This window comes from Massilimicrobiota sp. An80, from assembly GCF_002159255.1.
Lineage (GTDB): Bacteria > Bacillota_I > Bacilli_A > Erysipelotrichales > Coprobacillaceae > Allocoprobacillus > Allocoprobacillus merdigallinarum.
In genome coordinates this window covers 33,947-45,349 of sequence record NZ_NFHI01000018.1, presented here as the reverse complement: position 1 = coordinate 45,349, position 11,403 = coordinate 33,947, and the positions used below count along the sequence as shown (strand labels likewise).

Below are 11,403 nucleotides of genomic sequence, written 5' to 3'. Positions count from 1 at the left end.
ACCCACAACACTTAGACCATAAAACCTGGTTCAAAATGCGAATTCAAAGACTCATCTAACTCATCGTTATTGAGGAATAAGTGAGTGGTCCAAACCTCCTTGAAGTAGTCAAAGCCACACGGAAAAATACAAATCCACAAACACATATTTCAATTTTACATATAAACCTAAACGTCATCAACTACGTATTAATAAAGTTGATAGAAAGGAGAAGGTATATTTTAATGACTGATAAATGAGTCAATTATAATATACCAGGAAAAAACAATGAAAGATGTAATGATTGTAACGGGTGCAGGCCAAATCAGTATGGCTATTGCCAGAAGAATTGGTTATGGTAAAAAGATTATAATGGGAGATAAAAGAATTGAAAATGCAAAGACTATTGCAGAAGTAATGAATAATGCAGGATTTGATGTGGTCCCATTTGAAATGGATTTATCTTCTAGAGAATCTATATTCAATATGATAGATGAAGCGAAAAAATATGGACCTATTACAATGTTGGTCAATGGTGCTGGTGTTTCGCCAAGTCAGGCACCTATTGAAGCTATTCTCAATGTTGATTTATATGGGACAGCAGTTTTATTGGAGGAAGTTGGAAAAGTGATTGAACCAGGTGGTGTGGGAGTGACTATTTCTAGTCAATCAGGATTTAGAATGAAACAATTAACACCTAAGGAAGATGAACAGTTAGCTTGTACGCCAACAGAAGAATTATTAAATTTAGATTTATTAAAAGTTGAAAATATTCAGGATACTTTACATGCTTATCAATTGGCTAAAAGATGTAATGAAAAAAGAGTCATGGCCCAGTCAGTGAAATGGGGAGAAAAAGGTGCTCGTATTAATGCAATTGCGCCAGGAATTGTCGTTACCCCATTAGCCATTGATGAATTTAATGGACCAAGAGGAGATTTTTATAAGAATATGTTTGCATCTTGTCCAGCTGGTAGACCAGCAACAGCAGACGAAATTGCTAATGTAGCAGAATTATTGATGAGTGATAAAGGTGCTTTTATTACAGGTTCAACATTTTTGATTGATGGTGGCGCAACAGCATCATATTACTATGGACCATTACAACCAAAGGAGAAATAAACAATGAAAAAAAGAAGATTAGGACAAACTGATATGTATGTCAATATGATTGGGCTAGGGTGCATGGGATTATCTCACGCCAGTGGAACACCTCTTCCAAAAGAAGAAGCCTTGCAAGTCTTAAAAGAAGCACATCGTATTGGTTATGATTTATATGATACTGCTGAATGTTATACAGGTGTTTATCCTGATGGAAGTATCAGCAATAATGAAGAAATTGTAGGTGAAGCTATTAAAGATTTTAGAGATGACATTGTTCTTTGTACAAAGTTTGGTGTGATGCATAAAGGTGACCATCTTGAATTTGATAGTTTACCACAGAAGATTAGAGAATCTATTGAAGGTTCTTTAAAAAGATTACAGACAGATCATATTGATATTTATTATCAACATAGAATTGATCCTCAAGTAGAACCAGAAGTTGTGGCTGGAGTGATGAAGGATTTGATTCAAGAAGGAAAAATCAAAGCTTGGGGCATTAGTGAAGTGAATGAAGATTATTTAAGAAGAGCACATGCTATCTGTCCTGTGACAGTCATTCAAAATAGATATTCTATGATGGCAAGATGGCATGAACATTTGATTGATGTCTGTCAAGAACTTGGAATAACATATATAGCTTTTTCGCCACTAGCAAATGGTGCATTGACAGGCGCTTATCATTCTCAAGCAGATTTTAAAGATGATCAACAGGATTTTAGAAGAAACATGCCTCAATATAGTCAAACAGGCATGATCAAAACAAATGCTTTATTGGAAGTTATCAGTCAAGTTGCAAAGAAATATCATGCGACAAATGCTCAAATATCTTTAGCTTGGATGCTTCATAAATTTCCACATCTTATTCCTATCCCTGGTTCACGCAAAATAGATAGATTATCTTCTAACTTTCAGGCAGGAAATATACAGCTTTTAGAAACAGATATTCAAATGATTGATCATCAATTAGAACAGATGGAATTTGAAGTCTTTGGAGGGCATTAAAATATGAAATCTTTAATCGTTTATTTTTCTCATTGTCATGAAAACTATGTGAATGGGGATATTGTTGATTTAGAAAAAGGAAATACACAAGTGGTTGCTCAAAAGATAAGTCAATATATAGATGCTGATTTATTTGAAATAAAACCTTTACATGATTATCCTGTACAATATCATCAATGTACTCAAGTCGCTAAAGAAGAGTTAGAAAATCAAAAAAGACCCAAAATTAAAAACATCATTCCCCATTTTGAACAATATCAAAATATTTATTTAGGTTTTCCTAACTGGTGGGGAACTATGCCAATGTGTGTCTGGACTTTTTTAGAAAGTTATCAGTTTGATGGAAAAGATGTTTATCCTTTTATAACTCATGAAGGAAGTGGCTTTGGAAGAAGTTTTCAGGATTTAAAAACAATCATTCCTCATGCTTATATTCATGAAGGACTCGCTATTTTTGGTCACCAGGTATATGAAAGTGAAGACAAAATAAAAAGTTGGGTAGGTGAATAAATCATAATAACAAAAAAAGCACTTGATTATCGACAAAGAGAACTCATCACATTTTGTTTTTTAGTGGCACAAGGTGGATGTGAAGCTCAGTTATCTTCACATATTATTGGTTTTCCAAGAACTTTCAATGCTTTAAAGTGTATTCAAGAGATACAATCATAATCACTGTTGTTTATAAAATCTCTTTTTGATAAAATGGAAACAAGGAGAGTGATAGCTTATGCTACTAAAACAAATGAAATATTTTATAGCTATAGTAGACTATGGAAGCTTTACAGAAGCTGCCGAGCATTGTTTTATTTCACAATCAGCTATCTCTCAACAAATTCAATCATTAGAATTTCAGTTACAAGTTCAATTAATGGTTCGTCAGAAAAGACATTTTGAATTAACTGAAGCAGGTCAATATTTTTATCGACATGCAAAGGCTGTATTGGAAGAAATCGACCAGATTGTTGCGCAAACACAAAGACTAGGAGAAGATCATGAATTAATATTACGCATCGGCTATCCTAAGAATTTTAACTTATTTGAGCTTCAACAGGCTATTACACAATTTTGTGAACTATATCCCGAAGTGAAAATTTCTATTGTAAGTGGAACACATGAAGAATTATTTGAATTACTGGTTGATGGACATATTGATTTAAAAGTGAGTGAACAAAGAAGAGCCTATAATGAAGACTATTATAATTATGAATTGAAGTATAGTGATTCTTATGTAGAAATAGCAATGGGAAATCCTTTAAGTCAAAAAGATATTTTAACAGTAGAAGACTTAAAAACATTATCTTGTATATTAGTTGTGTCTAAAGGATATGAAGACTCTGAAAAGAGTTTTTATGAAAAAGATTTAGCTATATCACATCAGTTTTTATATGTTGATTCTTTAGAACAAGCCCGTTTAATGGTAGCAGGAAATCGTGGTTATCTTCCTATTGATGTGCTGGGAGAAATGATGACACCTATTCAAGGCATCAAAAGAGTACCTTTATATAAAAATGGAAAACCCATTCAAAGAAACTACTTTGCCTGCTGGCATAAACAACATACAAATTATTACATTGAAGAATTTGCCCAAATGTTAAGGACAGTATTTCAATAAACATACAAAATATCATTCATTGTTTATATGAACAAGAATGATATTTTTTTGATGAAATGTTCAATCTTTTATAGTTTATTTTATAACGTGTTTTTAAATATGCTATAATAAAGAGGAGGCTATCTTATGAATAGAATAGAAAGAAGTCAAAAGAAATATGAAGAATTATTTTTAAATCCACAAACATTAGATTTAAAAGATCCTGAATTTATGACACAGCTACAAAGATTGATATTTGGTGAAGTTTTTTATGTTGGAGATTTGACAGATAGACAAAGAGAACTCATCACATGTAGTGTTTTAACAGTTTTACAGACTTTACCACAATTAAAGGCACATCTGAATGCTGCCTTGAATGTAGGTGTTTTACCATTAGAATTAAAAGAATCATTATATCAATGTGCTCCATTTATTGGTTATCCGAGAACATTGAATGCAGTGAATGTATTGAATGAAGTTTTAGAAGGCAGACATATTTCATTACCACTAGATAATCAGACAAGTATAAAAGATGAAGAAAGATATGAAAAAGGATTAGAAATTCAAAAAGAGTTATATGGTGATGAAATTAAAGACAGATATCGTTATTTACCAGATGATGTCGGTGAAGCTTTACCAAGATTTTTAACAGAATGGTGTTTTGGTGACTGTTATACAAGAAAGGTATTAGATATTCCAACAAGAGAATTATTGATCTTTTGTATTTTAACAGCACTCAATGCCTCTGGACAACTTTATGCACATGCTTTAGGAAATATCAAAGTTGGAAACTCTTTACATACACTTTATTATGCATTGATTCAATGCTTACCTTATTTAGGTTTCCCATGTGTGTTTAATGCTTTTAATGCAATTAAAGATTTAGCTGAATAAATATGAATCATAAAGATGGATAGAAATGTTCATCTTTTTTTGTGATTTTGATTGTTGTGAGAAATGTTGGGTTATTGTTTCATGTTGATGTTGTAAGGGGAAAAAGTATGCTTTTTAGCTATGCTGTGAGATTGTTTTTAAGTATTGGACGAAAAAGAATATACACATTAAAATAGGAATAAAGAAAGGATGATGAATAATGAAGATATTGGTTATATATGGAAGTCCACATCAGAAAGGTTCTTCATATTTATTAGCAAATGAATTTATCAAAGGAGTTCAGGAAAATCACCATGAAGTCACTGTTTTTGATGTGGCTCATCATCATATTGCACCCTGTCTAGGATGTGACCATTGTGGAATGAATGGTCCATGTATTCAAAATGATGATATGAGTCAGTTAAGAAAAAACATGCTTGATCATGATATGATTGTTTTTGTCACACCACTTTATTACTTTGGAATATCAGCACAACTAAAAGCGGCTATTGACCGTATTTATAAAGATTAAGCATTGAAAACCCCATCTGCTCTGCGGTGGGGATGAAAATGCTTTTTTTTCTAAAAATTGTGTCTAATGACACCATGTCTATATAGAACAGCATTTCAATGATATAATATAGAGAGACTATAACAGGAGGTGCTATAATGGACAAAGCATATAGATACAGGATATATCCAAACAAGTCACAGAAGATTCTGCTTGCCAGGACTTTTGGCTGCGTACGCTTTGTATATAACCATTTTCTAGATAAAAAGCAGAAGCTCTATGAATCTGATGGGACGAATCTATCCTATAATGACATGGCGCATGAAGTTGTTGACATGAAGCGCACTCCTGAGTATGCATGGCTAAGCGAAGTGGATGCAACGGCTCTTCAGTCATCACTGAGAAATCTTGACAGAGCCTATACCAACTTCTTCAGGAAGAATGCCATGTATCCTAGATTCAAGTCAAGAAGGACGCATTGTTTCTCATATACAAGCAAGAACAACAGCAATTCCATCAAGTTCAATAATGGGTATATTACACTGCCTAAGATTGGTATTGTTAAATCAAAGAACAAATGCATCCCGCAGGGAAGAATTGTCAATGCGACTGTCACTCAGGAACCATCAGAGAGATATTATGTATCTTTATGCTGCAGAGATGTTGATATGAAACAATATCCAAATAGCAACAAGTCTACAGGCATTGACATGGGCATCTCTCACTTCTGTACATTTGACAATGGAGTGAAGATAGACAACCATAAGTATCTTGCCAAGTCGCTGAAGAAACTTGCCAGACTCCAGAAACAGCTTTCTCGAAAGCCAAGAGGAAGCCATAACTGGGATAAGGCACGTATCAAAGTGGCGAGAATGCATGAACATATCTATAACCAGAGAAACGATTTTCTCCATAAGCTGTCAACGGACATCGTCAAGCAGAACAGTATCATCTGCATAGAGGATTTGGATATCCAGTCCATGCAGAATAATCAGTATATTGCAAGAGATGTTGCCGATGTATCATGGAGCAGATTTATGAGTATGCTGGAATACAAGTCTGCATGGCATGGAAGAACTGTTGTCAAGATAGACAGATACTTTGCCAGCTCACAGACATGTCATGAATGTGGCTATAAGCATGCTGATGTCAAGAATCTCAATATCAGAAGATGGACGTGCCCTGAATGTGGTACTGTTCATGACAGGGATGTGAATGCTGCCATCAACATATTAAGAGAAGGGCAAAGAATTCTTCTCTTGCAGTAGATATATATTAAAATACTAGGGCAGGAACTGTCCGAAGTTACGCCTGTGGAGATGGATACTATGAAGTCTTTGAAGCAGGAAACCTCGTTGCTCTGCGGCGAGGTAGTTCATAGTTTTACAATGGAATTATCATCTATGCATAAAAAGACAGCTTTTATATGCGCTGCATGGAATAGTTCTCAAGGAATAATGGATGCTGTTAAGATGCATTATGAAGCATTGGTTGATTATATGCATTTTCAAGATGTAGGAAGCATTTTAGCAACTGGATGTGGAACACCATCTATGACTTTGCGCTCACCTTTTATGGAAAAAGCATATCAATTAGGGAAAAGTATCCAATAAGGCTCTTGAAATATCAGGAGCTTTTTCTTTATAATAAATTTAATAAAGGGGCTGAAGAGTATGAAATATTGTGATGAATGTGGACATGAATTGATTGAAAAACCATGTGGAATTGATGGGACAATGCCTTATTGTGAACATTGTCAAAAGTTTAAATTTCCAATGTTTAATAGTGCTATTTCTGCTATTATATTCAATCCACAAAAAGATAAGGTATTGTTAATACAACAATATGGACAGGTAGATTATATTTTGGTAGCGGGATATATTAATAAAGGTGAAAATGCAAAACAGACATTAATTAGAGAGATTCAAGAAGAAGTCAATTTGAAAGTTGTTGATTATATGTACAATGATAATGAGTATTATGCAAAAACAAATACGTTAATGCATAATTATGTTGCAGTGGTTGATTCAGAAGATTTTCATTTAACAAATGAAGTGGATCATGCCAAATGGATTCCTATTGATGAAGTCTTCAATGTTATGAAACAAGGATCATTAGCCCAATCCTTTGTGAAAAGATATTTAGAAAAGAGGGGTTGATTATGAAGAAAATATTTTTCTTTGATATTGATGGAACATTAGCGATACATGGTGTGATTCCTGAAGGCAATCTCAAAGCTTTAAAATTACTTCAGGATCAGGGACATCTCACATTTATATGTACAGGCAGAGCACCTTTTTATGCCCAAAATCTTTTTGGAAATCTTGTCAGTGGTCTTATTACATGTAATGGAAGATATATTATATATCAAGGAAAGAAACTGTATGGAAAAGCTTTTTTACCAGAAGAACTGTCATATTATTATGAAAAAATAAAAGCATTCAATGCAGGAGCTATGTTTGTTTCTGATGAGGTTGCCGTTCCTTATTTATTGGATGATGCACAGATTGAAGGTATTAAAGATGAATATGGTATACAACGTATTCAGACAAATGCTTTTTTATTGCCATTTTATACATTTGATTTGTTTTATCATGATCTTCAACAACGTGATACACTGATACAGGCTTTTGATAAAGAATTGGTTATTAATGATCATGGTGGTCATGGCTCATGTGACTGTTCAACCATTGGTTTTGATAAGGGTGATGGTATTGCTTATTTATTGAAATATTTTCATATTGATAAAGAGAATGCCTATGCTTTTGGAGATGGTTATAATGATCAGGCAATGTTTAGAGAAGTAGGGCATGGTATAGCGATGGGAAATGCTGTAGATGTTTTAAAACAAAAAGCAACATATATTACAGATTCTATTGATCAGGATGGTATATTAAAGGCACTACAACATGAAGGAATAGCTTAAAGTTATTCCTTTTTTGTACATGAAGTTTGATTTATGTTATAATAGCGATACTTCAAAGGAAAGGATCTTTATATGGGAAATGTAAAAATAAGAAAAATGGTCCAAGGCGCTATGATTGCAGCTATCTTTGGTGCTTTGTCTATTTTCAATACGTATACAGGCAGTATGTTTGATATATTTATTTGTTATGGCATGGTGATTCCACTTGTCTGGTATAGTTATACATATCGTTTACAGGATGGTCTGTTAGTCAGTTTGATTGCGATGATTGTGATTATGATCACAGGATTACCTTTTTTTGCAATTTCATCATTTTCTTCATGTCTGATTGGTGTTTTTTTAGGTGAAGCTTTAAAACGTCAGGCTTCTCGAGGTGTTTTGTTTTTGGGAACATTATCTCTTACATTTTTCAATAATATCTTGCTTTATGAAGTTTTTGCAGGATTATTAAATATGGATCTGATTGGTGAAATGAAAGAGATGTATATGATGATGGACAATGTTTTTCCTTCCATCACACAGACTTTTCCTTTAACATCATTTCTTTCATTAGCACCCCTTCTTTTATTGATTATGTCATTTCTTGAAATGTATGTGATTATTTTGTTATGTCAAATGGTTTTATCCCGTTTTCATATTCCTTTTCCCAATTCTTTCCACATTGCTTATATGCATTTAAGTCGTCCAATAGGAGGTATTTTGACTATAATGCTGGTTGTCAGCTATGTACTAGAACATGTTTATGCGATGAATAATATTTATATCACTTATATATATTTGATCTCTTTATTAACTTTGGCTGTTGAAGGCCTTGCCTTTTTGTCATGGCTGGCTATTTTGAAAAATAAACCACGCCTTATCATCCTGGCTTTTTTGGGTATGCTTATTCCATTTATCAATCAAATGTATGTTGTCATAGGAATCGTAGATATATTTAGTGATTTAAGAACAAAACTATTGTATAATAAACATAATGAACAATAAGGAGGGATACAATGATCAGAAAGATATTACAAATCAGGAATCTATTAATGGCTTTATTGGTTGGAGAATGTGGTATATTATTTGGCTTATATCTTTTATTGAATACTCCGATATTGTTGGCTTTTAGTGTATATGCGCTTATTAAAAATGTTATTATTTTCTTTATTGTTGTTTATATTTCTTATGTTTTAGAAAATAATCAATTAAGTGTTGAAGAAGTTTTAAATAAAGATGCTAAAAATGCATTTATATTTGGTGGTATTGCTTTAATTCAGTATGATGAAAATAGAAATATTGTATGGACAAGTGATTTATTAAAGGCCATGAATATTAATATTGCAGGGGTTAAGCTTTTGGAATGGCAACCCCATTTGGCAAGCCTTTTTGATGATGAAGATGTCAAAGTGATTGATATTAAAGGTAAAAAGTTTGAAGCTTATATTAATCAGGGAACTAAGCTGATTTATTTAAAAGATGTCACACAGCTCATGTCTTTACAACAAGATTACTTAGATCAGCAGGTTTGTATGGCTTATATTACAATTGATAATTATGAAGAAACATTGGAAAATGCTGATGAACCTAAGATGGCTTTGATACAATCACGTTCTAGACAAGTTATCGTAGATTGGGCATATTCCAATGGGATTATTATTAGACGTTTTAAATCAGGTGGTTACTTAGCATTTTTTAATGAACGTATTTATCGTAAACAAGTTGAAAATAAATTTGCAATATTAGATACATTTAAAGAAATGTCAAAAGAGTTAGATGAAGTGATGACTTTAAGTATTGGTATTGGTAAAGATTCTCGTGTTTTAAGAGAACTTGATGAAATGGCTTCTGCTGCATTGAATTTAACGTATTCACGTGGTGGTGACCAGGTGGCTGTTAAATCTGGAGAAGATAAGAAAGTCAGATTCTTTGGTGGTAATAGTGATACTTTTGAAAAGAGCAGTAAAGTCCGTGCACGTGTCATTGCACAATCTCTAGCAGGGCTTATCAAAAATGCCAGTCAAGTAATCGTGATGGGGCATAAGAATTCAGATTTGGATTCATTTGGAGCATCACTCGGTGTGGCTAAGATAGCTATGGCCTATGGAAAGAAAACAACAGTCATTGTTGATTTTGAATCCATTGAAAAGAAAACTAAAGAAGTCGCTGTTTTGGTTAAAGCTGATCCACGCTATAAAGGAATGATTCAATCAGCCAATGAAGCAATTGAGCGTGTTGATAAAAATACCTTGTTAATTGTTGTGGATAATCATAAATCCAGTCTAGCACTTTCTAAAGCTTTGTTAGAACGTGTCAAAAATAAGGTTATTATTGATCATCATCGTCGTGGTGAAGAATTTATTGAAGCACCAGTTTTAACATATCTAGAGCCAGCGTCTTCAAGTACTGTAGAATTAGTTATAGAGCTTTGTGATTATCAAAATGTAGATTTGAAAATCAATGAACTGGATGCTACAATAATGTATGCTGGAATGCTGGTTGATACAAATAACTTTAAACAGCGAGTGGGTGTGCGTACTTTCCAGTCAGCAGCGCATTTGAAAGAATTACAGGCCAATGTGCCAATGGCTTATGAATTTATTAAAGATTCTTATGAAGAAACGTTGCAGCGTCTTTCTATTGCCCAGACAGCCTATCAGTATCGTCCTGATATTTTGATTGCCTGTGGACAAGAAAGCGAGGAATATAATTCTAGTTTATTAGCTAAATCAAGTAATGCATTGCTTGAAATTAGTGGTATTAAGGCAAGTTTTTCCATTGGTAGAATTTCTAAAACAAAGGTCGCTATCAGTGCGAGAAGTACCAAGGATATGAATGTACAGGTTATTATGGAAGCCTTGGATGGTGGTGGTCATTTTAGTATGGCTGCAGCACAGTTTGAAAATAAAACGATTGAAGAAGTACGTCTTTTATTAGAAGAAAAAATACAAGAATATTTAGATGATAGAGGTGAAGTATAATGAAAGTGATTTTATTACAAGATGTTAAGAAGGTAGGAAAGAAAAACGATATTGTCAATGTTGCTGATGGATATGGACAAAACTTTTTGATTAAAAACAATTTAGCTGTTTTAGCAACTGAACATGGGAAAAAAATGGTTGCTCAAACAAAAGAAAAAGAAAGATTGGAAGAATTAGAAAATAAAAAGAAAGCTGAAGAACTCAAAGAAAAAATTGAAAGTTTAACATTAGAATTTAAGTTATCATCTGGTAAAGATGGTAAAACTTTTGGAAGTATTTCAACGAAAAATGTTGTTGAAGAATTAATGAAAACACATGGAATTAAAGTGGATAAAAGAAAGTTCATTAATGCTAGACCCATACAAGCTTTAGGATATACAAATTTAAAAATTGAATTGCATAAAGGAGTTATTGCGACAATAAAAGTTCATTTATCTGAAAAATAAGGAGGGAA

13 protein-coding genes are annotated in these 11,403 nt (G+C 33.1%); all 13 read left to right on the top strand.

The genetic code is table 11. From position 1 onward, the window contains the following. Nucleotides 1–267 precede the first annotated feature (267 nt). The 13 genes from B5G32_RS06660 (at nucleotide 268) to rplI (ending at nucleotide 11,395) form a co-directional block, all read left to right on the top strand. Entirely contained in the window at nucleotides 268–1,101 is an 834-nt protein-coding gene (locus B5G32_RS06660; protein WP_087298306.1) for an SDR family oxidoreductase, read from the top strand. Between the two features lie 3 nt (nucleotides 1,102–1,104). Next, nucleotides 1,105–2,085: an aldo/keto reductase gene (locus B5G32_RS06655; protein WP_087936218.1), complete on the top strand. Its 981-nt coding sequence runs from the start codon at nucleotides 1,105–1,107 to the stop codon at nucleotides 2,083–2,085. A 3-nt stretch (nucleotides 2,086–2,088) separates the two neighbouring features. Continuing rightward, nucleotides 2,089–2,595 carry a flavodoxin gene (locus B5G32_RS06650; RefSeq protein ID WP_087936217.1) on the top strand — a complete coding sequence of 169 codons (507 nt, stop codon included), beginning with the start codon at nucleotides 2,089–2,091 and terminating at the stop codon, nucleotides 2,593–2,595. Between the two features lie 220 nt (nucleotides 2,596–2,815). Then, nucleotides 2,816–3,700, top strand: coding sequence for a LysR family transcriptional regulator (locus B5G32_RS06645; protein ID WP_087936216.1), 885 nt, complete (start codon nucleotides 2,816–2,818; stop codon nucleotides 3,698–3,700). A gap of 126 nt (nucleotides 3,701–3,826) precedes the next feature. Beyond that, on the top strand, nucleotides 3,827–4,573 hold the full coding sequence (locus B5G32_RS06640) for a carboxymuconolactone decarboxylase family protein (RefSeq protein ID WP_087936215.1): 747 nt from the start codon (nucleotides 3,827–3,829) through the stop codon (nucleotides 4,571–4,573). Nucleotides 4,574–4,772: 199 nt separating this feature from the next. Further along, on the top strand, nucleotides 4,773–5,084 hold the full coding sequence (locus B5G32_RS06635; protein ID WP_087936214.1) for a flavodoxin family protein: 312 nt from the start codon (nucleotides 4,773–4,775) through the stop codon (nucleotides 5,082–5,084). Nucleotides 5,085–5,221: 137 nt separating this feature from the next. Then, on the top strand, nucleotides 5,222–6,331 hold the full coding sequence (tnpB, locus tag B5G32_RS06630; RefSeq protein WP_087936213.1) for an IS200/IS605 family element RNA-guided endonuclease TnpB: 1,110 nt from the start codon (nucleotides 5,222–5,224) through the stop codon (nucleotides 6,329–6,331). Nucleotides 6,332–6,391: 60 nt separating this feature from the next. Further along, the gene (locus B5G32_RS06625) at nucleotides 6,392–6,676 is read left to right on the top strand and encodes a hypothetical protein (RefSeq protein ID WP_087936212.1); all 285 of its coding nucleotides are present in this window, start codon (nucleotides 6,392–6,394) and stop codon (nucleotides 6,674–6,676) included. A 60-nt stretch (nucleotides 6,677–6,736) separates the two neighbouring features. Then, complete coding sequence (locus B5G32_RS06620; protein ID WP_087304956.1) at nucleotides 6,737–7,222, top strand: NAD(+) diphosphatase; 486 nt, start codon at nucleotides 6,737–6,739, stop codon at nucleotides 7,220–7,222. A gap of 2 nt (nucleotides 7,223–7,224) precedes the next feature. Continuing rightward, nucleotides 7,225–7,989: an HAD family hydrolase gene (locus B5G32_RS06615; protein ID WP_087936211.1), complete on the top strand. Its 765-nt coding sequence runs from the start codon at nucleotides 7,225–7,227 to the stop codon at nucleotides 7,987–7,989. Between the two features lie 72 nt (nucleotides 7,990–8,061). Continuing rightward, on the top strand, nucleotides 8,062–8,973 hold the full coding sequence (locus B5G32_RS06610) for a DUF2232 domain-containing protein (protein WP_087936210.1): 912 nt from the start codon (nucleotides 8,062–8,064) through the stop codon (nucleotides 8,971–8,973). An 11-nt stretch (nucleotides 8,974–8,984) separates the two neighbouring features. Then, nucleotides 8,985–10,949 carry a GGDEF domain-containing protein gene (locus tag B5G32_RS06605; protein WP_087936209.1) on the top strand — a complete coding sequence of 655 codons (1,965 nt, stop codon included), beginning with the start codon at nucleotides 8,985–8,987 and terminating at the stop codon, nucleotides 10,947–10,949. Beyond that, a complete protein-coding gene (gene rplI / locus B5G32_RS06600) occupies nucleotides 10,949–11,395 on the top strand; it encodes a 50S ribosomal protein L9 (RefSeq protein ID WP_087244834.1) in 447 nt (148 codons plus the stop codon). Before B5G32_RS06605 ends, rplI begins: the two co-directional genes overlap by 1 nt. The last annotated feature ends 8 nt before the right edge of the window (nucleotides 11,396–11,403 follow it).

Bases quoted from the DNA above. Each gene is read 5' to 3' on its own strand.
- B5G32_RS06660 (WP_087298306.1), top strand. From the start codon at position 268: ATGAAAGATGTAATGATTGTAACGGGTGCAGGCCAAATCAGTATGGCT.
- B5G32_RS06655 (WP_087936218.1), top strand. From the start codon at position 1,105: ATGAAAAAAAGAAGATTAGGACAAACTGATATGTATGTCAATATGATT.
- B5G32_RS06650 (WP_087936217.1), top strand. From the start codon at position 2,089: ATGAAATCTTTAATCGTTTATTTTTCTCATTGTCATGAAAACTATGTG.
- B5G32_RS06645 (WP_087936216.1), top strand. From the start codon at position 2,816: ATGCTACTAAAACAAATGAAATATTTTATAGCTATAGTAGACTATGGA.
- B5G32_RS06640 (WP_087936215.1), top strand. From the start codon at position 3,827: ATGAATAGAATAGAAAGAAGTCAAAAGAAATATGAAGAATTATTTTTA.
- B5G32_RS06635 (WP_087936214.1), top strand. From the start codon at position 4,773: ATGAAGATATTGGTTATATATGGAAGTCCACATCAGAAAGGTTCTTCA.
- tnpB (WP_087936213.1), top strand. From the start codon at position 5,222: ATGGACAAAGCATATAGATACAGGATATATCCAAACAAGTCACAGAAG.
- B5G32_RS06625 (WP_087936212.1), top strand. From the start codon at position 6,392: ATGAAGTCTTTGAAGCAGGAAACCTCGTTGCTCTGCGGCGAGGTAGTT.
- B5G32_RS06620 (WP_087304956.1), top strand. From the start codon at position 6,737: ATGAAATATTGTGATGAATGTGGACATGAATTGATTGAAAAACCATGT.
- B5G32_RS06615 (WP_087936211.1), top strand. From the start codon at position 7,225: ATGAAGAAAATATTTTTCTTTGATATTGATGGAACATTAGCGATACAT.
- B5G32_RS06610 (WP_087936210.1), top strand. From the start codon at position 8,062: ATGGGAAATGTAAAAATAAGAAAAATGGTCCAAGGCGCTATGATTGCA.
- B5G32_RS06605 (WP_087936209.1), top strand. From the start codon at position 8,985: ATGATCAGAAAGATATTACAAATCAGGAATCTATTAATGGCTTTATTG.
- rplI (WP_087244834.1), top strand. From the start codon at position 10,949: ATGAAAGTGATTTTATTACAAGATGTTAAGAAGGTAGGAAAGAAAAAC.